19 protein-coding genes are annotated in these 22742 nt (G+C 59.3%); 9 read left to right on the forward strand and 10 right to left on the reverse strand.

The genetic code is table 11. The annotated features are described in order from the left end of the window. The first annotated feature begins 68 nt into the window (after positions 1-68). Together WFO70_RS12680 and WFO70_RS12685 are read left to right on the forward strand one after the other, a co-directional pair. Entirely contained in the window at positions 69-311 is a 243-nt protein-coding gene (locus WFO70_RS12680) for a type II toxin-antitoxin system RelB/DinJ family antitoxin (RefSeq protein WP_333854807.1), read from the forward strand. After that, a complete protein-coding gene (locus tag WFO70_RS12685; RefSeq protein ID WP_337016689.1) occupies positions 301-585 on the forward strand; it encodes a type II toxin-antitoxin system RelE family toxin in 285 nt (94 codons plus the stop codon). The genes WFO70_RS12680 and WFO70_RS12685 overlap by 11 nt, the downstream gene beginning before the upstream one ends. A gap of 3 nt (positions 586-588) precedes the next feature. Here the strand turns inward: WFO70_RS12685 and nrdG are convergent, their stop codons facing one another. The 5 genes from nrdG to treR all read right to left on the reverse strand — a co-directional run bounded on the left by nrdG (position 589) and on the right by treR (position 7865). Continuing rightward, a complete protein-coding gene (gene nrdG / locus WFO70_RS12690) occupies positions 589-1053 on the reverse strand; it encodes an anaerobic ribonucleoside-triphosphate reductase-activating protein (protein ID WP_337016690.1) in 465 nt (154 codons plus the stop codon). 105 nt (positions 1054-1158) lie between these two features. Continuing rightward, on the reverse strand, positions 1159-3297 hold the full coding sequence (gene nrdD / locus WFO70_RS12695; protein ID WP_337016691.1) for an anaerobic ribonucleoside-triphosphate reductase: 2139 nt from the start codon (positions 3295-3297) through the stop codon (positions 1159-1161). A gap of 372 nt (positions 3298-3669) precedes the next feature. Further along, on the reverse strand, positions 3670-5325 hold the full coding sequence (treC, locus tag WFO70_RS12700) for an alpha,alpha-phosphotrehalase (protein WP_337016692.1): 1656 nt from the start codon (positions 5323-5325) through the stop codon (positions 3670-3672). 48 nt (positions 5326-5373) lie between these two features. After that, a complete protein-coding gene (gene treB / locus WFO70_RS12705) occupies positions 5374-6792 on the reverse strand; it encodes a PTS trehalose transporter subunit IIBC (protein ID WP_337016986.1) in 1419 nt (472 codons plus the stop codon). A 125-nt stretch (positions 6793-6917) separates the two neighbouring features. Next, positions 6918-7865 (reverse strand): trehalose operon repressor TreR, encoded by a 948-nt coding sequence (gene treR / locus WFO70_RS12710; protein ID WP_337016693.1) that lies wholly within the window; start codon positions 7863-7865, stop codon positions 6918-6920. A gap of 194 nt (positions 7866-8059) precedes the next feature. Between treR and mgtL the strand changes: the two genes are divergently transcribed. From mgtL to WFO70_RS12720, 3 genes are all read left to right on the forward strand, one after another. Then, entirely contained in the window at positions 8060-8113 is a 54-nt protein-coding gene (gene mgtL / locus WFO70_RS22510; RefSeq protein WP_442913382.1) for a mgtA regulatory leader peptide MgtL, read from the forward strand. A gap of 143 nt (positions 8114-8256) precedes the next feature. Beyond that, positions 8257-10959, forward strand: coding sequence for a magnesium-translocating P-type ATPase (mgtA, locus tag WFO70_RS12715; protein WP_337016694.1), 2703 nt, complete (start codon positions 8257-8259; stop codon positions 10957-10959). Positions 10960-11159: 200 nt separating this feature from the next. Next, positions 11160-13544 (forward strand): beta-N-acetylhexosaminidase, encoded by a 2385-nt coding sequence (locus tag WFO70_RS12720; RefSeq protein WP_337016695.1) that lies wholly within the window; start codon positions 11160-11162, stop codon positions 13542-13544. A 175-nt stretch (positions 13545-13719) separates the two neighbouring features. Here WFO70_RS12720 and gbpA read toward each other — a convergent pair whose 3' ends face one another. From gbpA to WFO70_RS12745, 5 genes are all read right to left on the reverse strand, one after another. Continuing rightward, positions 13720-15177, reverse strand: a complete 1458-nt coding sequence (gene gbpA / locus WFO70_RS12725; RefSeq protein WP_337016696.1) for an N-acetylglucosamine-binding protein GbpA — start codon at positions 15175-15177, stop codon at positions 13720-13722. Between the two features lie 184 nt (positions 15178-15361). After that, on the reverse strand, positions 15362-15748 hold the full coding sequence (gene ridA / locus WFO70_RS12730) for a 2-iminobutanoate/2-iminopropanoate deaminase (RefSeq protein WP_142488020.1): 387 nt from the start codon (positions 15746-15748) through the stop codon (positions 15362-15364). A gap of 73 nt (positions 15749-15821) precedes the next feature. Beyond that, positions 15822-16283: an aspartate carbamoyltransferase regulatory subunit gene (gene pyrI, locus WFO70_RS12735; RefSeq protein ID WP_337016697.1), complete on the reverse strand. Its 462-nt coding sequence runs from the start codon at positions 16281-16283 to the stop codon at positions 15822-15824. 12 nt (positions 16284-16295) lie between these two features. Further along, a complete protein-coding gene (pyrB, locus tag WFO70_RS12740) occupies positions 16296-17228 on the reverse strand; it encodes an aspartate carbamoyltransferase (RefSeq protein WP_337016698.1) in 933 nt (310 codons plus the stop codon). Positions 17229-17262: 34 nt separating this feature from the next. After that, on the reverse strand, positions 17263-17367 hold the full coding sequence (locus WFO70_RS12745; RefSeq protein WP_337016699.1) for a pyrBI operon leader peptide: 105 nt from the start codon (positions 17365-17367) through the stop codon (positions 17263-17265). Positions 17368-17570: 203 nt separating this feature from the next. Here WFO70_RS12745 and WFO70_RS12750 point away from each other — a divergent pair, with 203 nt between their 5' ends. The 4 genes from WFO70_RS12750 (at position 17571) to WFO70_RS12765 (ending at position 22734) form a co-directional block, all read left to right on the forward strand. Continuing rightward, positions 17571-18023, forward strand: a complete 453-nt coding sequence (locus tag WFO70_RS12750; protein ID WP_337016700.1) for a YhcH/YjgK/YiaL family protein — start codon at positions 17571-17573, stop codon at positions 18021-18023. A 200-nt stretch (positions 18024-18223) separates the two neighbouring features. Further along, positions 18224-19132: a dihydrodipicolinate synthase family protein gene (locus tag WFO70_RS12755; protein WP_337016701.1), complete on the forward strand. Its 909-nt coding sequence runs from the start codon at positions 18224-18226 to the stop codon at positions 19130-19132. 14 nt (positions 19133-19146) lie between these two features. Further along, positions 19147-21114, forward strand: coding sequence for a xylonate dehydratase YagF (gene yagF, locus WFO70_RS12760; protein ID WP_337016702.1), 1968 nt, complete (start codon positions 19147-19149; stop codon positions 21112-21114). Positions 21115-21351: 237 nt separating this feature from the next. After that, positions 21352-22734: an MFS transporter gene (locus WFO70_RS12765; protein WP_337016703.1), complete on the forward strand. Its 1383-nt coding sequence runs from the start codon at positions 21352-21354 to the stop codon at positions 22732-22734. Positions 22735-22742: the final 8 nt, after the last annotated feature.

Consider the following 22742-nt stretch of genomic DNA (forward strand, 5'->3'; position numbering starts at 1 on the left):
TCCAGAATTCGATGTAATGCGAATGTAATGCTAAACTGCATTACAATTTCACGTTTACCGGAGGCATAATGGCCACGCTTAACGTCCGTCTGGATGACAAACTCAAAAACGAGGCTTATGCCGTGCTGGAAAAACTGAATATTACCCCGACGGAAGCTGTCCGGCTTCTGTTCCAGTATGTCGCCGAAAATGGCCGTATGCCGGTCAAAACCGTGACGGTGAGCGACAGCGAAGATGAACTGATCAGGACGGTCAGGGAACGGCTGGCGGATCCGCAAAAAGGCATCAAGGTTAGTCTGGATGACTTATGAGCTGGAATTCGATCCGCGTGCGCTAAAGGAGTGGCAGAAGCTGGGTGAGACCGTTAAGTCTCAGTTTAAAAAGAGGCTCAAGGTCGTACTGTCCAACCCGCGGATTGAGTCTGCCAGGCTCCATGACTTACCGGACTGCTACAAAATTAAGCTCAAAGCGTCCGGTTATCGGCTGGTGTATCAGGTCAGGGATGAGTTCATCACCGTTTTTGTGGTCGCGGTGGGAAAACGCGAAAAATCAGCCGTTTATCGTGATATAAATCAACGGCTTTAAGACTCAACGTAAATGATGCACCACCTGATTACTGCTGCCGCGCCAGATAAGCATCGGATCTTTCAGATCCTGCACAAACTTGCCGTCGATCAGCACGTTGATCAGGTTCACCACCTGCATCTGGGCGTCGTTTAACTCATCCATTTTATAGCCAGTCCACACCCAGATATCTTTGCCTGCGCACTCGGCGCGGATGCGCTGCACCAGCCGCAAAATATCCGGCACGTTCTGCGGGTGCAGGGGATCGCCGCCGGAGAGGGAGATCCCCTGACGTTTGATGCGCGTGTCGTTGAGATCGTCGATGATCCGCTGTTCCATTTCGCTGGTAAACGGCATACCGGAGTTCAGCCGCCAGGTGCTTTTGTTGTAGCAGCCGGGGCATTCGTGAATGCAGCCGGAGACAAACAGGGTGCAGCGGGTGCCGGGACCGTTGACGATGTCGACGGGGTAGTATTGATGGAAGTTCATAGCGTATAACCACGCCGGGTGGCGCTGCGCTTACCCGGCCTACAAAAGAGTGCGGTCCGTAGGCCCGGTAAGCGCAGCGCCACCGGGCATCAATGTGGCAGAGGGTTAACCGATCTGCCCATTCCCTAAATGCTTAACCCGGCGCTTCACCTCTTCCTGCTTGCCAGCGTTAAACGGACGCGCGTCCGGGCTGCCGAGGTAGCCGCACACGCGGCGGGTCACGGAGACGCGAGCCGCGTCGTGGTTACCGCATTTCGGGCAGGTGAAGCCTTTGCTGGTGCATTCGAACTCACCGGTAAAGCCGCACTCGTAGCACTCGTCGATAGGCGTGTTGGTGCCGTAATAGGGCACATGCTGATAGCTGTAATCCCACACGTCTTCCAGCGCCTTCAGGTTGTGCTGAATGTTCGGATACTCGCCGTAACAGATAAAACCGCCGCTCGCCACCGGGGGGTAGGCTGCTTCAAAGTCGATCTTGTCGTACGGGTTCACCTTCTTCTCCACGTCGAGGTGGAAGCTGTTGGTGTAGTAGCCTTTATCGGTCACGCCTTCCACCACGCCAAACTCGGCGGTATCCAGGCGGCAGAAGCGGTCGCACAGGTTCTCGCTCGGGGTGCTGTAGAGGCTGAATCCGTAGCCGGTTTCCTCTTTCCATTGATCCACCGCGTCGCGCAGACGCTGGACGATAGCGATGCCTTTCGCCCGCAGGGCCTCGCTGTCGTAGACGTGCTGGTCGCCGAACAGGGCGTTAATGGTTTCGTGAATGCCGATATAGCCCAGCGAGATAGAGGCGCGACCATTTTTAAAGATCTCCGACACGTCGTCGTCGGCCTTCAGACGCACGCCGCAGGCCCCTTCCATATAGAGGATGGGCGCGACCCGGGCTTTGACCCCTTCCAGCCGGGCGATACGGGTCATCAGCGCCTTACGCGCCAGCAGCAGGCGCTCGTCCAGCAGTTTCCAGAACGCCTCTTCGTTGCCTTTGGCTTCCAGCGCAATGCGCGGCAGGTTCAGGCTGATCACCCCCAGGTTGTTACGCCCGTCGTGGATCTGCTCGCCGTTTTCATCTTCGTACACGCCGAGGAAGCTGCGGCAGCCCATCGGGGTTTTGAACGAGCCGGTGACTTTCACCACCTGGTCATAGTTCAGAATGTCCGGATACATGCGCTTGCTTGCGCACTCCAGCGCCAGCTGTTTGATGTCGTAGTTCGGATCGCCAAACTTGTGGTTCAGGCCGTCGCGGATGGCGAACACCAGTTTCGGGAACACCGCGGTTTTGCGGTTTTTGCCGAGGCCAGAGATGCGGTTGCGCAGAATGGACTGCTGGATCAGGCGCGATTCCCAGCTGGTGCCCAGACCAAAGCCAAAGGTGACAAACGGCGTCTGGCCGTTGGCGGTGTGCAGGGTGTTTACCTCATATTCCAGCGACTGGAAGGCGTCGTAGCACTCTTTCTCGGTGCGGGAGCGGGCATAGCCGTCGGCATCCGGGATCTGCCACTCTTCTGCCGTCTGACGATGCTTGTTAAAGCTGGCGGCGACAAACGGGGCCAGCACTTCGTCGATGCGGTTGATGGTGGTGCCGCCGTAGATATGGCTGGCAACCTGGGCGATGATCTGCGCCGTTACCGCGGTGGCGGTAGAAATGGATTTTGGCGGCTCAATCTCGGCGTTACCCATCTTGAAGCCGTGGGTCAGCATGCCCTTCAGGTCGATCAGCATGCAGTTAAACATCGGGAAGAACGGCGAGTAGTCGAGATCGTGGTAGTGAATATCCCCGCGCTCGTGAGCCTGCACCACGTCGCGCGGCAGCAGGTGCTGACGGGCATAGTGTTTGGCGACGATACCGGCCAGCAGGTCGCGCTGGGTGGGGATCACTTTGCTGTCTTTATTGGCGTTTTCGTTGAGCAGCGCAGAGTTGGTCTGTTCCACCAGGCCACGGATCTCCTGGTTCAGGCGGCCGCGTTTTTCACGCTCGATATCCCGGTCGTGGCGATACTCAATGTAGGCGCGCGCCAGCTGCTTGTATGGGCCAGACATCAGCTGGTTTTCCACCGCGGTCTGGATCTCGTTGATGTCGACCTTGCTGCGATGATTCATCTGATGACTGACAACGTCTGCGACGGTGGCGCAGTAATCTGCGTCATCGACTCCCGCTGCTTTAGCTGCACGCAGAATTGCTTCCTTGATGCGCTCTGATTTGAAAGGCACGTTACAGCCATCTCGTTTCATCACATGCGGTGTCATGACCACTCCTTTAGAAACAGGTTATCCACAGAGAAGGGGAAAGTGTGTTGTTGGCATAACCGCAGTCAGCCCAGCCACTTCCCGGGTTACCCACATCTGTTATCCACAATTTCGGCCAGCGTTAGCGCCGTCTTATTGTTGAAATAGTAGACGTTAAATACAAGATGTTGGGTCGGCGTGCATTCTAATCGCTACATATAGTGATTTGCATCAAACAAGTTTGCGATTTATTTGATTCAGAACAAGGTATCAAAGGAAGAGTACAGCGGGTGGGCGATTGAGGAATTGTAAAGACAATCGTGGAGTAATTGTTTAATTATTAAACAAATTAATCCGCTCGCCGGGCAACCCTCGGGTCGCCCGGCATGACTGTTAAGACTGCAGCCACCAGATCGCTTCAAACGGACGCAATGTCATGGCGCCCGGCTGCGGTGAAACTTCGGCATAGTTGCTCATCACCACCTGCCAGTCGCCCTCCACCGTCTGTGGCTGCCACGGCTGGCACTCGCGGCTCAGGCTGGCAACCACCATCAGGGTCTGGCCCTGCCACTGGCGGCGATAGCACCACAGGGAGGGGTGATCCGGGAGCAGATCCTGATAATCCCCCCAGGTGAGCACCGGCAGGGTTTTACGCAGCTGGATCAGCGTCTGGTAGGCGTAAAACACCGAGTCGGGATCCGCCAGCGCCGCTTCAACGTTGATCGCCTCCGCGTTATTGCCCGGGGCGATCCACGGCTCGCCGGTGGTAAACCCGCCATTCGGGGAGGCATCCCACTGCATCGGCGTGCGGCTGTTATCGCGGGATTTACTCGCGAGGATCGCCAGCAGCTCGTCGGCATCCCGTCCCTGATTACGCAGCGCGGCGAACATGTTGTGGCTCTCCACGTCGCGGTAGTCGGTGATGCGGGTGAAGTGCGGGTTGGTCATGCCAATCTCTTCCCCCTGATAGATGTACGGCGTGCCCTGCATGCCGTGCAGCACCATCGCCAGCATCTTCGCCGCCGGGACGCGGTATTCCCCTTCGTCGCCAAAGCGCGAGACGATGCGCGGCTGGTCGTGGTTACACCAGAACAGTGCGTTCCAGGCTTGATTGTGCATCCCCTGCTGCCAGTGGCTGAACAGGGCTTTCAGCGCCACAAAATCGGGTTTCGCCAGGGTCCACTTCTCGCCGTTGGGATAATCCACCTTCAGATGGTGGAAGTTAAAGGTCATCGACAGCTCGCGCCCGTCGAGCGCCGCGTACTGCTGGCAGTGTTCCAGGCGGGTGGAGGACATCTCGCCCACCGTCATCAGATTGCGCGGGGTAAAGACGTCCCGGCTCATCTGCTGCAGATAGTCGTGAATGCGCGGTCCGTCGGTGTAGAAGCGGCGGCCATCGCCGATGGTATCGTCCGGGAAGTCCTGGTCTTTCGATACCAGATTAATCACGTCGAGACGCAGGCCGTCCACGCCGCGATCGGCCCAGAACTCGCACACTTTTTTCAGCTCGGCGCGCACCTGCGGGTTTTCCCAGTTGAGGTCCGCCTGCTCCGGGGCAAACAGGTGCAGATAGTACTGCTCGCTTTCGGCATGCCAGCGCCAGGCGTTACCGCCAAACTTGGAGCGCCAGTTGTTGGGCAGCTGCTCCGGGGTGCCGTCGCGCCAGATATAGAACTCGCGGTACGGGCTCTCTTTATTGAGCGACTCGCGGAACCACGCGTGCTGGGTGGAGGTGTGGTTAAACACCATATCCAGCACGATGCGGATCCCCCGTTGATGGGCCTGCGCCACCAGCTCGTCAAAATCGTCCAGCGTGCCATAGGCCGGATCGATGCTGACGTAGTTCGCCACGTCGTAGCCGTTATCCACCTGGGGGGAGATATAGAAGGGCGTCAGCCAGATGGCGTCAATACCGAGAGTTTTCAGGTAGTCGAGGCGCGACGTCACGCCGCGTAAATCCCCGGTGCCGCGCCCGGTGGTGTCCTGGAAACTCTTCGGGTAGATCTGATAGATGACGCCGTTTTGCCACCAGTGAGGAAGGGTATTCATCTTGCGCTCCTGCAAATGCGAAGGGGCGCAACTGCGCCCCGAAAGAGATTAAACAGCCTGTAACGTGCCCTGACGGAACTTGCGCTGATAGACGATGGTGGTCAGCGCCATCGGGACGATAATGGCAACCGCCATCGCCAGGGCGTACACCTGCCAGTAGCTCGTCTGGATAGAGAGGATGCCCGGCAGGCCGCCGACGCCGATGCCGTTGGCCATCACGCCGTTCAGGCCGCACAGCAGGCCCGCCAGCCCGGAGCCGATCATCGCGCACAGCATCGGGAAGCGGTATTTCAGGTTGATGCCGTACATCGCTGGTTCGGTGACCCCGAGGTAGGCGGAGATCGCCGCCGGCACCGAGATTTCACGTTCGTTGTGCTTGCGGCTGACGATGATGATGCCGGTGACCGCCGAGGCCTGAGCAATGTTCGACAGGGCGATCAGCGGCCACACCGGGGTGCCGCCAAGGCTCTGGATCATCTGCATATCAATCGCCAGAGTGGTCTGGTGCACGCCGGTAATCACCAGCGGGGCGTACAGGAAGCCAAACAGCGCGGCGCCAATCGGGGCGAAGCTGCCGGTCATCAGGTGACGCACCGCGTAGGCCACGCCGTCGCCAATCATGCGGCCAAAGGGACCGATAAAGGCGTGGGCGAGGAACACCGCCAGGATCAGGGAGCACACCGGCACCACCACCAGATAGAGGTAGTCCGGCACCATGCGCTTCAGGCGGGTCTCAATCATCCCCAGCGCCAGACCGGCCAGCAGGGCCGGGATCACCTGGGCCTGATAACCCACTTTAGCGATAGTAAACAGGCCGAAGTTCCACACCTCAGGCACCTGCTGCCCAAGTAAGTAAGCGTTCATTAACTGCGGAGAGACCAGGGTTACGCCCAGCACGATACCCAGAATCGGCGTACCGCCCATTTTGCGTACCGCCGACCAGCAGATGCCCACCGGCAGGTAGAAGAAGATCGCCTCGCCAATCAGCCACAGGAAGTCATAGATACTTTGCAGGGCCGGGTACATCTGGGCGAGGGTTTTGCCGTCGCTCATCGGCACATCGCCAATGACGTTACGGAAGCCGAGGATTAAACCGCCGCTGATCAGCGCCGGCAGCAGCGGGAAGAAAATCTCCGCGAAATGTGAAATGAGCTGTTCATGCCACTTCATGTTCTGGCGCGCGGCCTTCTTGGCCTGCTCTTTATCCGCCGACGAGTGGCCGGTGGTCGCCAGCAGCGCCTTGTAGTAGTCGCCCACCTCGGTGCCGATCACCACCTGGAACTGCCCGGCGTTGGTGAAGCAGCCTTTCACCATCGACAGCTCTTCGATGGCTTTGGGGTTGGCTTTAGCCGGATCGTTTAATACAAAACGCAGGCGGGTAATGCAGTGGCTGACCGTGGCGATGTTGTCACGTCCGCCAACCAGCACGATCAGCTGGTCGATATCCGTTTGTTTTACTTTGCTCATCATGAAACCTCATGACAGATGGTAGGGGTTATGGACTGGTGGCAAGCCTACTCTTTCAGCGTAACGCGGAAAATGGGAACGTTCCCTAAACCGGGCGAGGATCACAATAAAGCGTCTTTTGCCCCTCAGGAGAGGGTGGCGGGAATGACGATCTGCCGGGGTTCGCTGCGGCCGTTGATCTGATCTATCAGCTGCATAGCGGCCTGGCGGCCGGAGTCAGCGTAGCCCGGATCGACGGTAACGATCTCCGGGTGGAGGAACTTCATCAGCGGGGTGTTACCCACGCTCGCCAGCTGCAGGCTGTCGATGCGCTGCTCTTGTAAGTACTTACTAGCGCCAAGAGCCAGGGTATCCGTGGCGCAGACCAGCGCGGTAGTCTGCGGGGTCAGCACGTCGGCCACCTTCTCATAGCCCTGCTTCATCCCGAGGCCGGGCAACGCGGCCACCGCCGGCAGGGCATGCTGTTTGCAGAATTCGAGGTAGGCAGTATGGCGACGCTGGCCGGTGGTGACGTCGCTGTGGGGCACGCCAAGATAGCTGATATGGCGATGACCGCCGTCGTACAGGCGCTGCATCAGGACGTGTATCGCTCCCTCATCGTCATAGCACACTGAGGCGAAGCCGCGGGCATCGCGGGCCAGCATCACCAGCGACGATTGCCAGGAGGCGAGCATCTGCTCGCTGAGACCGGTAAAGCCAAACAGCACCACGCCGTCGATATTGCGGCGTTTCAGCATCCCGAGGTGCTCCTCGACCATCTGCGGCGAGAACTTGCTCTCCATCATGATCGGATCGTAACCCTGCTCGTAAAAGATGGGCAGCATGGTCTGTACGGCCAGGTTTTCCGACAGCGAATCCAGACGGGTGACGATGATTGCCACCACTTTGTCGCTCTGCCCGCGCATGGCGCGCGCCGAGCGGGACGGGGAGAAGCCGTGCTGGTTCATCACCGCCTCGACGCGTTCGCGCGTGCGCTCGCTGACACCGCTTTCGTTGTTCAGCACCCGGGAGACGGTGGATTTACCCACGCCGCTCAGACGCGCGATGTCTTTAATGGTGAGGCGGTTCTGCATGCTTTCAGTCCTGTAACGCATTGATGAAATAATCAATAAGCCTAAATCGGGTGTCCGGTTCCGCAATGGGCAAAGTCTGGTTTACGTTTGGTTTAATGCCCGGGCGGTATCATACCGCCCGAATTGTCACGAACGGTATGGCTAAAACACTATACTGCGCGCCGACTTACCTTTTTTTACTTACCGGAGGCTGTATGGATCCCGATCCCACCCCTCTCCCGCGAGGGAGAACCTGTTCTTTCCGGTAAGCCACTCCTCGCTGCCTTACCGGATGCGTAAGGCAGTGACGTTTTCCTGACGTCCCTGCATAACTGATACCGCTCTTCAGGCGTGGCTTTGTCACGTCTGAAGGCAAGACTGCGCCCGTTTTTACGGGTGCGGGGGACCTGTTATGTTCAAAAATTTCACTCAACAGCTGCTGGCCCGGCTGAGCCGCCACCTGCCGCGTCGTCTGGTGCAGCGTGACCCGATGGCAACGGGCAAAACCGATACCGTTATCCCCGGCGCGCTGGCCGCCCACTGCCTGCGGATGGCTACCATGGACGAGCCCGCCCTGTGGCGCACCTTTGGTAGCCACCCGGAAGGACTGACGGCGGCAGAGGTAGAGGCTGCCCGCGCAAGCCATGGCGAGAACCAGATCCCGGCGCAAAAACCGGCTCGCTGGTGGGTACATCTCTGGGCCTGCTACCGCAACCCCTTCAACCTGCTGCTGACGGTGCTGGGCATCATCTCCTATGCCACCGAAGACCTGTTTGCCGCCGGGGTGATCGCCCTGATGGTGGGCATCTCCACCCTGCTGAACTTTATCCAGGAGGCCCGCTCCACCAAAGCGGCGGATGCCCTGAAGGCGATGGTCAGCAACACCGCCACCGTGCTACGCACCCTCAACGATAAAGGGGAAAGCGGCTGGCGGGAGGTGCCCATTGATCAGCTGGTGCCGGGGGACCTGGTAAAGCTGGCCGCAGGCGACATGATCCCGGCGGACCTGCGTATTCTCCAGGCCCGGGACCTGTTTGTGGCCCAGGCCTCGCTGACCGGCGAATCCCTGCCGGTGGAGAAAGTCGCCCATAGCCGCGACCCGCAGCAGACTAACCCGCTGGAGTGCGACACCCTGTGCTTTATGGGCACCACGGTGGTCAGCGGCACGGCGCAGGCGATGGTGATCGCTACCGGGGGCAACACCTGGTTTGGGCAGCTGGCCGGGCGCGTCAGCGAGCAGGAGAGCGAGCCGAACGCCTTCCAGCAGGGGATAGGCCGCGTCAGCATGCTGCTGATCCGTTTTATGCTGGCGATGACTCCCATCGTGCTGCTGATTAACGGCTACACCAAAGGCGACTGGTGGGAAGCGGCGCTGTTTGCGCTCTCGGTGGCGGTGGGGCTCACCCCGGAGATGCTGCCGATGATTGTCACCTCGACCCTGGCGCGCGGGGCGGTAAAACTCTCGAAGCAAAAGGTGATCGTCAAGCACCTCGACGCCATCCAGAACTTTGGTGCCATGGATATCCTCTGCACCGACAAAACCGGCACCCTGACCCAGGACAAAATTGTGCTGGAGCACCACACCGACATCTCCGGCAAGGTCTGCGAGCGGGTGCTGAATACCGCCTGGCTGAACAGCCACTACCAGACCGGGCTGAAAAACCTGCTCGACGTGGCGGTGCTGGCAGGGGTGGATGAAGCCGTTGCCCGCACCCTCGCAACCCGCTGGCAGAAGGTGGATGAGATCCCCTTTGATTTCGAGCGCCGCCGGATGTCGGTGGTGGTGAGTGAAGAGCAGGGCGTGCATCAGCTGATCTGCAAAGGGGCGCTGCAGGAGATCCTGAATGTCTCTACTCAGGTGCGCCATAGCGGCGAGATTGTCCCGCTGGACGAGAGCATGCTGCGGCGCATCCGCCGCGTCACCGATAACCTCAACCGCCAGGGGCTGCGGGTGGTGGCGGTAGCGAGTAAATTCCTGCCCGCACGGGAGGGCGATTACCAGCGCATTGACGAATCGGATCTGATCCTCGAAGGCTATATCGCCTTCCTCGACCCGCCGAAAGAGACCACCGCTCCGGCGCTGAAAGCGCTGAAAAACAGCGGCATCACGGTAAAAATCCTCACCGGCGACAGCGAGCTGGTGGCGGCGAAAGTGTGCCGCGAAGTGGGGCTGGATGCGGGCGAGGTGGTGACAGGCAGCGAGATCGAAACCCTCTCCGACGATGAACTGGCGGCGCTTGCCAAGTGTACCACCCTGTTCGCGCGCCTTACGCCGATGCACAAGGAGCGCATAGTCACCCTGCTGAAGCGTGAGGGGCATGTGGTGGGCTTTATGGGCGACGGCATCAACGATGCCCCCGCGCTGCGGGCGGCGGATATCGGCATTTCGGTCGACGGCGCGGTGGATATCGCCCGCGAAGCGGCGGATATCATTCTGCTGGAGAAGAGCCTGATGGTGCTGGAGGAGGGGGTGATCGAAGGCCGCCGCACCTTCGCCAACATGCTCAAGTACATCAAAATGACCGCCAGCTCCAACTTCGGCAACGTCTTCAGCGTGCTGGTGGCGAGCGCGTTTCTGCCGTTCCTGCCGATGCTGCCGCTGCATCTGCTGATCCAGAACCTGATGTACGACATCTCCCAGGTGGCCATCCCCTTTGATAACGTCGATGAGGATCAGATCCAGAAGCCGCAGCGCTGGGATCCGTCAGAACTCGGCCGGTTCATGCTCTTTTTCGGCCCGATCAGCTCGATCTTCGACATTCTGACCTTCTGCCTGATGTGGTTTGTGTTTCATGCCAACACCCCGGAGCAGCAGACCCTGTTCCAGTCCGGCTGGTTTGTGGTGGGGCTGCTGTCGCAAACGCTGATTGTGCATATGATCCGCACCCGCCGCATTCCGTTCCTCCAGAGCCGTGCCGCCTGGCCGCTGATTGTGATGACGGGGCTGGTGATGGTGCTCGGCATCGCGCTACCGTTCTCGCCGCTGGCGGGGTATCTGCAACTGCAGGCGCTACCGCTCGGCTACTTCCCGTGGCTGGTGGCGATCCTCGCCGGGTACATGGTGCTGACCCAGCTGGTGAAAGGGTTCTATGCGCGCCGGTATGGGTGGCAGTAGGTTTGTGCCCGGCGGCGCTGCGCTTGCCGGGCCTACGCTCGACATGCAGGCCGGGTAAGGCGAAGCCGCCACCCGGCATATCGCTTTTGTCCCAAATTCAACAACCTGTGATCTCCATCGGCGCATTTGCTTGACGATAATTTGAACGCATGTTAACAGAATGTTTTGCCTTTTTTCGGCCCGTCAAATAAGGAACATTCATGTTACGGTACAGCCTCCTGACCGCCGGGCTTATGCTCGGTTTTTCTGCCTTTGCCGCCCCGGCAGGCGATCTCCCCCTAATGCCCTGGCCTGCGAAGGTCGAACGTCCCGCCACCCAGGGCGCGCTGGTGCTCAGCAATGATTTTTCCGTCAGCGTCACCGGGGACGATCTCGGCGATGCGGTGACGCGTCTGCGCCAGCGGGTGGCGCTGCAAACCGGCTGGACGCTTCAGCCCCAGGCCGACAAACCCGAAAAACCGACGGTGACTATCGCCATCGCCCGCAAAGTGGCCCCGCTGCCCAAACCGGACAGCGATGAAAGCTATAAGCTCACGGTGGATGCCAGCGGGGTGACGATCGCCGCCAACACGCGCTTCGGGGCGCTGCGCGGGATAGAGACCCTGCTGCAATTGATCCAGAACGGGCCGGAGCACACCTCCCTGCCGTGGGTTGCCATTGAGGATGCTCCGCGCTTCCCGTGGCGCGGCCTGCTGCTCGACTCGGCCCGCCACTTTATTCCGCTGGAGGACATCAAGCGCCAGATCGACGGCATGGCGGCGGCGAAACTCAACGTGCTGCACTGGCACTTAACCGACGATCAGGGCTGGCGCTTTGCCTCGAAGCGCTACCCGAAACTGACCGAACTCGCCAGCGACGGCCTGTTCTATACCCAGGATCAGATGCGTGACCTGGTGCGCTATGCCACCGCACGTGGTATTCGCGTGGTGCCGGAGATTGACATGCCCGGCCACGCCTCGGCCATTGCCGTGGCCTATCCGGAGCTGATGAGCGCGCCGGGGCCCTACGAGATGGAGCGCCACTGGGGCGTGCTGAAGCCGGTGATGGATCCCACCAAAGAGGCCACTTACGCCTTTGCCGGGGCGATGGTCGCCGAACTGGCAGCGATCTTCCCGGATCCCTATCTGCACATCGGCGGCGACGAAGTGGACGACAGCCAGTGGAAAGCCAATCCCGCCATCCAGCAGTTTATGCGCGACAACAAGCTGACCGACAGCCACGCGTTGCAGGCGTACTTCAACCGCAAGCTGGAGACGATCCTCGAGAAAAGCCAGCGCCAGATGGTGGGCTGGGATGAGATCTTCCACCCGGATCTGCCCAAGAGCATCCTGATCCAGTCCTGGCAGGGGCAGGACGCGCTGGGCGAAGTGGCGAAGCAGGGTTACAAAGGGATCCTCTCCACCGGTTTTTATCTCGATCAGCCCCAGTACACCGCCTATCACTACCGGAATGAGATCCTGCCCCAGGGGCTGAACAATGTGGATGTCATCACCGACCGTGACAGCGCCCAGAGCTGGTCCTTCACCCTGCCGCGCCTGAAGGGCAAGCCGCTGGAAGGGAGCTTTACGCTGGTGAAAGGCGATGCGGGCTGGCGCGGCTTTATCGATTTCAACGGCAAATCGCGGCGGGCGGTGCAGGATATCGACTGGCGCAGCGACAACCAGGTGAGCTTCACCGTGGATACCTGGATGGGGGAGACCCGCCCGGTGGTGACGGTGAAAGACGACAAGATTGAGGGCTATTTCCTGCTGGGTAATGGCCGTTATCCGGTGACGGGCCAGCGGCTGGATGCGGTACCGGAAGGGATCGCCCCGGCGGTGCCGGATGCCAGCCAGCAGGCCAATTTGCTGGGCGGCGAGGCGGCGCTGTGGGCGGAAAACGTCGCGGCCCCGGTGCTGGATATCAAGCTCTGGCCGCGGGCGTTTGCGGTGGCCGAGCGGCTGTGGTCGGCGCAGGAGGTAAACGATGTGGATAACATGTACACCCGCCTGCAGGCGATGGACAGCTGGTCAACGGTGTCGGTGGGGCTGCAACAGCATGCCCGTCAGCAGGTGCAGTTTACGCGTCTGGGGAACACCACCGACACTCTGGCGCTGAATATCCTCGCCCAGGCGCTGGAGCCTGCCCAGTACTACACCCGCAATCATCTCAAGTTCCAGGCCGGGAATTACGATCTGTTCGAGCCCCTGAACCGCCTGGCCGATGCCCTGGCCCCGGAAAGCAACACCGTGCGGCAGATGAACCGCTGGGCCGAACGGCTGGTGAGCGATGCCGAAGACAGCGAGAGCGCGGAGGCGCTGCGCCATCTGTTTACCCGCTGGCAGAGCAACACCCCGGACGCGCTGGCGCTGGCGGAGAACAGCTATCAACTGAAAGCGCTGAAACCGGTGATTCAGACGGTGGATAAGCTGGCGGCGATTGGGCTGCGCCTAACGGATCTGGTGGCACGACAGGGGACGCTGGATGATACCGAGATTGCGTCGATTCAGGGGGAGCTGGATAAGGCGGCGCAGATTCAGGATGAAGTGGTGATTGCGGCGGTTTATCCGCTGGAGAAACTGCTGCGCGCGACGCGCAATCAGTAAAAAAAGCCCGGTGGCGCTACGCTTACCGGGCCTACAAACAGACCGCACCAACCCGTAGGCCGGGCAAGCGAAGCGCCCCCGGCACACAGACCGCACAAACCCGTAGGCCGGGTAAGGCGAAGCCGCCACCCGGCAAACAGACCGCACAGACCTGTTTACCGGGCATCAGGACAACTTACTTCTTCAGGGTCCAGGCCATGGTCCAGTGGGAACCTACGCCAGGCTCGAACTGGTTAGCCCCGGCTGCGTACTGCACGCAGTAGCCGCTGTATGGCGCTTTCTTACACTGGTAAGTTTTGCCATCTTTCGGCTGCAGAACCACGGTGCCTGCCTTGTAAGAGGCGATGTTCTGTGGGTAGGTATAGTCGTAGTTACCCGCGGCACCGTCGGTGCTTGACGCTTCGTTTTCCAGCATCATGTCAACCACGTCCTGGGCGAACAGCACGCCATCTTTGTTGGTTGCGTAGTATTTCAGCATGTGGTGACCGGCAGTCACGTCAGACAGGTTCATGGTCACGTCCTGGTTGGCGTTGTTCATGTCCTGCTTCACATAGCCTTTTTCTGCGCCAGCGTGGTTCATCACGCGGGCTTCCAGGTTGACATTACCCTGGGTGTTCACGTGGAAGGTCACGGTCGCCGCGCCGTCTTTGATTTTGCTGAACTGGACGTTGGTGACAGCAATATCTTCGCTGGCCTGCGTCTGCTGCTCTTCATAGGAGATAGCGACAGATTTCAGGGTGCTGCCGTCTTTCACGTAGACGCTGTTCGCGCCGTGAACCGGGTTCACTACGCCGCTTTCGTCTTTAACACCCACACGCACGTCGCTGTGTGCGGCGTTGATCGCCTGCGCCAGATCGTAAGACCACTGGCTGGCCTGGCCCTGGGAAGCAGAAGCTACGGTCAGCTCGGTGCGCAGGGAGGTTACTTCGCCATTCGCATCGAAGAAGCGAGCAATCACTTTGTCGCCAGCGTTGACGTTGTTACCGGCGATCTGCCCGTCCAGCGTTTTGGTCCATTCTGAAACCACGGCCGGGGTTTCGTCCGGGGTGACGTTACCGCCGTTACCAAAATCGACGTCAATCGCCTGATAGAAGCTGTTAGTGGTATCGGCAATTTCCCAGACGGCGTAAATAACCTGATAGCCAGTACGCTGAGGAACATTACAGGTCATTTCCTGACGCTGAGCCGGTGCCTGGTTATTACCGTTAACGGTACAGAACGGCGTGGATTCAAATTGATCGCGGGTCAGCGGTTTATTTGGGTTCCAGTCCTGTTTCGTAATATACCAACGCCAGTTAACGGTTTTATGAGGTGCCGTGTGATACCAGGTAAAAGTATTTTTACCGGCGGTAATAGGTGTTTTGGTCCAGGCATTCAGACTCTGGCGATCCAGCTGTGAGTACTGGGAAATACCGGCGCTGGCCAGCTGACCATCCGGTGGCAGGGCGCCAGTCGGGAAGCCGGACGTACGTTCAACGCTCTGCGGTTCATATTGAACGGTACCGCAATCAATATTTTTACCGAGCTTACACATATAAGCGCGGCTGGCCGGAGATTCTACATAACCGTGTGCTAAAGCCGATGAAGCAACCGTGAGAGTGGCAAGTGCCAACGCAATTTTTGACAGTTTCATTTTTTATTCCATTAAAAAGGGTTAATGCTTTTTGGGCACGGCTAGTGTCGTCCGGAATAAAAAATTAGTCATTTCACGCTGCGATGAAAAAGAATAGTGAAAATGCTTGAAGGATATTTCGCGGTGTGTATTCAGAAAATAGAAAAGGCAGCCGAAGCTGCCTTTTGCATTTCAAAATCAACAATTAGCGACGCACGGCAATCGCTTCAATTTCAATCTTCACGTCTTTTGGCAGACGCGCCACTTCCACGCAGGAGCGTGCCGGGAAACCGGCGTTGTGCTCGGTGAAGAAGGCTTCGTAGGTGGCGTTAACGGTGGCGAAGTCGTTGAGATCTTTCACGAAAACCGTGGTTTTGACGATATCGCCCACTTTCAGGCCAGCGGATTCGACGATCGCTTTGACGTTTTCCAGCGACTGACGCGCCTGTGCGGACACGTCTTCCGGCACTTCACCGGTTTTTGGGTTTACCGGGATCTGGCCGGAGGTGATGATCATGCTGCCAAGATCAACGCCCTGAACGTAAGGGCCGATAGCTGCAGGTGCATTTTCCGTCGCGAGTACTTTGGTCATGATTTCTCCTGAATAACAGCGTTATGAATGTTCCCGGCCATTATAAAGAGCCGGGAAGGCATTACCACCGGGATTAGTTGGCCAGCACCACATTATGGGAAAACTCTTTTTCGCAGTATTTGCATTTGAGCGCGATGTCATTGGCGCGCTTTTTCACTGCAAAACTGGAGTTCACCGGCTCAGCGTGGCTGATGCAGTTGCTGTTCGGGCACACCAGCACGCTCTCGATGCGTTCCGGCAGGTTCGGACGTGATTTGCCCACCACTTCGTAGTCGTCGATGCGGTTAACGGTGGCTTCCGGAGCGTACAGGGAGAGCTGGTTCACCTGCTCGTCGGTCAGGAAGGTGTTCTCGATCTTGATCAGGTCCTTACGGCCCATCTCGCCCGACGGCAGGTTCAGGCCGATGGTGATGCGCTGGTCGGTTTCGGTCAGTTTGAACAGGGTCAGCAGCTTAAAGCCCACCTGCGCAGGGATATGGTCAATTACGGTGCCACGTTTGATGGCTTCGACCTGGAGTTTGTTATCGTGTGTCATGGTCATTTCCCCTTACAGAGCTAAGTCGCGATTCAGAACCAGTGCCAGTAACGCCTGGCGAGCGAAGATGCCGTTCCCGGCCTGCTGGAAGTACCAGGCGTGCGGCGTCTTATCCACGTCGGTGGTGATCTCATCGATACGCGGCAGCGGGTGCAGCACCTTCATGTTGCTGCGTGCCCCTTCGAGGTCGCTGGCGCGCAGGACGAACTGCGCCTTCACGTTGGCGTACTCCGACGGATCCAGACGCTCTTTCTGCACGCGGGTCATGTACAGAATATCCACCTCGGCCATCACCTCTTCGATGCTGGCGTGCAGGCTCCACGCGATGCCTTTCTCATCGAGCATATCGAGGATGTACTGCGGCATCGCCAGCGCGTCCGGGGCGATGAAGTAGAAGCGGTTGCCGTTGAACTTCGCCAGCGCCTGGGTCAGGGAGTGGACGGTGCGGCCATATTTCAGATCCCCAACCATGGCGATGTTCAGGTTCTCAAGCGTGCCCTGGGTCTCCTGAATGGTGAACAGATCCAGCAGGGTCTGGGTCGGGTGCTGGTTGGCCCCGTCCCCGGCGTTGAGCACCGGAATGCCGCCCGAGAACTCGGTCGCCAGACGGGCAGCGCCCTCCTGCGGATGACGCATCACGATGGCGTCAACGTAGGTGCTGATCACCGAGATGGTGTCGGCCAGGGTCTCGCCTTTTTTGCCCAGCGACGTATTGCTGCTGTCGGAGAAGCCCACCACGCTGGCACCCAGACGGTGGATGGAGGTCTCGAACGACAGGCGGGTACGGGTGGAGGCTTCAAAGAAGCAGCTGGCGATCACCTTGTGCTTCAGCAGCTCCGGTTGCGGATTGGCTTTCAGTTTTGCCGCGGTTGCCAGAACCAGCTCCAGCTCTTCACGGCTGAGGTCGTTGATGGAAATGATGTGTTTTTGATAAAGCGGATTCATTTTTATCTCCTGACGCCGGGCAAAAAAAAGCCCCTCAAATGAGGGGCTTCTGGAATAGGGGTAGCAACGGGAAGAAAAACGGCAGGCCAGCGTCTGTTTTAAGACGCGCTACGGCACTCTGTCGAACATGTTTGAGCATGCTTCCTCCTGGCAAATTGTGGGGCATTATACGCAGCCTGAATCGCGGATCAAGCGAATAATGCACACTTTACGCAACGTAAACGGTTAGGCGTGCATGGTTATGCGCTACTGCAAATCCCGGACAAAAAGGGGTGGTATGGCAGCTAAAATTCTCGTATAAAAGTTGAAAATGAAACGATGTTTTATATTGAGGATTTCACCATGATCGTTGGCAACATTCACAACCTCCAGTCCTGGCTGCCGCAAGCGCTGCGTCAGGCGATCGACCACGTCAAAGCAAACGTGACTGACGCGACCCCAACCGGCAAGCACGATATCGACGGCAACAACCTGTTCTATCTGGTCTCCGAAGACATGACCCAGCCGTTCGCCGAGCGTCGCGCGGAGTATCACGCCCGCTATCTGGATATCCAGATCGTGCTCAAAGGCCAGGAAGGGATGACCTTCAGCACCCTGCCAAACGGCACGCCGGACACCGACTGGCTGGCGGATAAAGACATCGCGTTTCTGCCGGAAGGCGAGCAGGAGAAAACCGTGGTGCTGAACGAAGGGGACTTTGTGGTCTTCTACCCGGGCGAAGTGCATAAACCGCTGTGCGCGGTGGGCAACCCGGCGCAGGTGCGCAAGGTGGTTGTTAAGATGCTGGTGGGGTAAAACTTTCCCCCTCACCCTAACCCTCGCCCCTTTGGGGAGAGGGCCGGGGTGAGGGGCAATAATATGTGATCCAGCTTAAATTTCCCGCACGCCTTCTCGTCCTCCCATTGTCCTGCGCTTTTTCTGCGTCATAGTATGATCGTTAAATAAACGAACGCTGTTCTATAATGTAGAACAAAATGACTCAGCCAGGAGATCCCATGCCGCAGACCCTACAGTTTTCGGGAATCATTCCCCCCGTCTCCACTATCTTCACCGCCGACGGCGCACTGGATAAAGCCGGTACCGCCGCGCTGATCGACAGCATGATCGATGCAGGGGTCAATGGCCTGTTCTTTCTCGGCAGCGGCGGGGAGTTTTCCCAGCTCAGCACCGCAGAGCGCAAAGCCATCGCTGAGTTTGCCGTCGCCCATGTGGATCGTCGCGTGCCGGTGCTGATCGGCACCGGCGGCACCAACGCCCGGGAAACCATTGAGCTGAGCCAGCACGCTCAGCAGATCGGCGCGGACGGCATTGTGGTGATTAACCCCTACTACTGGAAAGTCTCGGAAGCCAACCTGATCCGCTACTTCGAGCAGGTGGCCGACAGCGTCACCCTGCCGGTGATCCTCTATAACTTCCCGGCGCTCACCGGGCAGGATCTCACCCCGCAGCTGGTAAAAACCCTGGTGGACTCCCGCCGCAATATCGTCGGCATTAAAGACACCATCGACTCCGTGGCCCATCTGCGCAGCATGATCCTCACCGTCAAGGCGGCGCACCCGCACTTTGTGGTGCTCTGCGGCTATGACGATCACCTGTTCAATACCCTGCTGCTGGGCGGCGACGGGGCGATCTCGGCCAGCGGCAACTTTGCCCCGCAGGTTTCGGTCAGGCTGCTGCAGGCCTTCCGCGACGGAGATCTGGCGCAGGCGGCGCACTATCATCAGACCCTGCTGCAAATCCCGCAGATGTATCAGCTGGATACGCCGTTCGTGAACGTGATAAAAGAGGCGATTGCGCTCTGCGTGCGCCCGGTCTCCACCCACGTGCTACCGCCTGCCGGGCCGCTGGATGAACCGCGCAAGGCGCAGCTGAAAGCGCTGCTGCAACAGCTCAAGCTCTGCTGAACCGGACGGTCACGATGTCTATAGAGAAGATTTTTACCCCGCAGGATGACGCCTTCTATTCGGTGATCACCCACGCAGCCGGACCACAGGGGGCGCTGCCCCTGACCCCGCAGATGCTGATGGAATCCCCGAGCGGCAATCTGTTTGGCATGACCCAGAACGCCGGGATGGGCTGGGACGCCAATAAACTCACCGGCAAAGAGGTGCTGATTATCGGCACCCAGGGCGGGATCCGCGCGGGGGATGGCCGCCCGATTGCGCTGGGCTACCACACCGGGCACTGGGAGATTGGCCTGCAGATGCAGGCGGCGGCAAAAGAGATCACCCGCCACGGCGGGATCCCCTTTGCCGCCTTCGTCAGCGACCCGTGCGACGGGCGCTCCCAGGGCACCCACGGCATGTTTGACTCCCTGCCGTACCGCAACGATGCGGCGATTGTATTTCGTCGGCTGATCCGCTCCCTGCCCACGCGCCGGGCGGTGATTGGCGTCGCCACCTGCGACAAGGGGCTGCCCGCCACCATGATTGCGCTGGCCGCGATGCACAACCTGCCGACCATTCTGGTGCCGGGCGGGGCCACGCTGCCGCCGACCTTTGGCGAGGACGCCGGGAAGGTGCAGACCATCGGGGCGCGTTACGCCAACCATGAACTCTCCTTGCAGGAGGCCGCCGAGCTTGGCTGCCGCGCCTGCGCCTCGCCGGGCGGCGGCTGCCAGTTCCTCGGCACCGCAGGCACCTCCCAGGTGGTGGCCGAAGCCCTGGGCCTGGCACTGCCGCACTCGGCGCTGGCCCCCTCCGGGCAGGACGTGTGGCTGGAGATCTCCCGCCAGTCCGCCCGGGCGGTGGTCGAGCTGGATAACCGCGGTATCGCCACCCGGGATATCCTCACCGACAAAGCCATCGAGAACGCGATGGTGATCCATGCCGCGTTCGGCGGCTCCACCAACCTGCTGCTGCATATCCCGGCCATCGCCCACGCGGCGGGCTGCACCATCCCTGATGTGGACCACTGGACGCGCATCAACCGTAAGGTGCCGCGGCTGGTGAGCGTATTGCCCAACGGGCCGGACTATCACCCAACGGTGCGGGCGTTCCTCGCGGGCGGCGTGCCGGAGGTAATGCTCCATCTGCGCGACCTCGGCCTGCTGCATCTGGATGCCATGACCGTCACCGGCCAGACCGTCGGGGAAAACCTCGACTGGTGGCAGACCTCTCAGCGGCGCGAGCGCTTCCGCCAGTGCCTGCGGGAGCAGGACGGCGTGGAGCCTGACGACGTGATCCTGCCGCCGGAGAAGGCAAAAGCGAAAGGGCTGACCTCGACGGTCTGCTTCCCGGTGGGCAACATCGCGCCGGAAGGATCGGTGATCAAGGCCACGGCGATCGATCCGTCGGTGGTGGGGGAAGATGGGGTCTATCGTCATACCGGCCGGGCGCGCGTGTTTGTTTCGGAAGCCCGGGCGATCAAGGCGATCAAAAGCGGCGAGATCGAGCAGGGCGACATCATGGTGGTGATCGGCGGCGGGCCGTCCGGCACCGGGATGGAAGAGACCTATCAGCTGACCTCGGCGCTCAAGCATGTCTCCTGGGGGAAAACCGTCTCGCTGATCACCGATGCCCGCTTCTCGGGCGTCTCCACCGGAGCCTGTTTTGGTCATGTGGCCCCCGAAGCGCTGGCGGGTGGGCCGATTGGCAAACTGCGGGATAACGACATCATCGAGATTGTGGTGGACAGACTGACCCTGACCGGCAGCGTCAACTTTATCGGCACGCGGGCGGCACCGCTCACGCCGGAAGAGGGGGCGATGGAGCTGGCGCGTCGTCAGCCGCATCCGGACCTGCACGCCCATGATTTTTTACCCGACGATACGCGCCTGTGGGCGGCATTACAGTCGGTGAGTGGCGGAACCTGGAAAGGCTGTATTTACGATACCGATAGAATTATTGAGGTTATTAACGCCGGCAAAAAAGCGCTCGGTATTTAATTATATTTCTCGCCCTTGTCGTCTACGGAAATATTCCGTGGACGGCTTTTTCACGTCTGGTGTTTATTATTTTTAAGTGCATAAAAAACAAATAGTTATATTTATCGTGCGACGTCACAAAAGCAAAATAACGTAATTCAGAAATAAGATATGACCATTGCTGGTAAATTGAACAACTTATTACACTCCATTAACACGATGTTGTAATTCAGCACACGAAATAAGGGTGTAATTCTGATGACGCAATTAACCATGAAAGACAAAATTGGCTACGGGCTGGGTGATACCGCCTGCGGCTTCGTCTGGCAGGCGACCATGTTCCTGTTGGCCTATTTCTACACCGACGTCTTCGGCCTGTCGGCGGGGATTATGGGCACGCTGTTTTTGGTCTCCCGCGTGCTCGACGCCGTGACCGACCCGCTGATGGGGCTGCTGGTGGACCGCACCCGCACCCGTCACGGCCAGTTCCGCCCGTTCCTGCTGTGGGGGGCGATCCCGTTTGGCATCGTCTGCATGCTGACGTTTTATACCCCGGATTTCTCCGCCAACGGCAAAATCATTTACGCCTGCGTCACCTACATCCTGCTGACCCTGGTCTACACCTTCGTGAACGTGCCTTATTGCGCCATGCCGGGAGTGATCACCGCCGATCCGAAAGAGCGTCACGCCCTGCAGTCCTGGCGCTTCTTCCTCGCCGCGGCAGGATCGCTCGCGATCAGCGGCATTGCCCTGCCGCTGGTGGGGATCATCGGCAGAGGCAACGAACAGCTTGGCTACTTTGGCGCGATGTGTGTGCTGGGGCTGAGCGGCGTGGTGCTGCTGTATGTCTGCTTCTTCACCACCAAAGAGCGCTACACCTTTGAGGTGCAGCCGGGTTCGTCGGTGTCCAAAGATCTCAGGCTGCTGCTCGGCAACAGCCAGTGGCGGATCATGTGCGCCTTCAAGATGATGGCCACCTGTTCCAACGTGGTGCGCGGCGGGGCCACGCTCTACTTCGTGAAATACGTGATGGATCACCCGGAGATGGCGACCCAGTTCCTGCTGTACGGCAGCATCGCCACCATGTTTGGCTCGCTCTGCTCCTCCCGCCTGCTGGGCCGTTTCGACCGCGTGAAGGCCTTCAAGTGGATTATCGTCATCTACTCCCTGATCAGCCTGCTGATCTTCTTCACCCCGGCCGAACATATGGCCCTGATTTTCGCCCTCAACATCCTGTTCCTGTTTGTCTTTAACACCACCACGCCGCTGCAGTGGCTGATGGCCTCCGACGTGGTGGATTACGAGGAGAGCCGCAGCGGCCGCCGTCTGGACGGGCTGGTGTTCTCCACCTACCTGTTCAGCCTGAAGATCGGCCTGGCGATCGGCGGAGCGGTGGTGGGCTGGATCCTGGCGTACGTGAACTACTCCGCCAGCAGCAGCGTCCAGCCGGTCGAGGTGCTCACCACCATCAAAATTCTTTTCTGCGTGGTGCCGGTGGTGCTCTACGTGGGCATGTTTACCATGCTGTCGTTCTACAAGCTCTCGGATGCGCGGGTGGAAGCCATCAGCCAGCAGTTACTTAAGCATCGTGCGGCGCAGGGTGAAGCCATCCCCGACGCGGCGACGGCGGCATCTCATTAAGAAGGAGG

The organism is Leclercia sp. AS011 (assembly GCF_037152535.1).
In the GTDB taxonomy this organism is placed as follows: Bacteria; Pseudomonadota; Gammaproteobacteria; order Enterobacterales; family Enterobacteriaceae; genus Enterobacter.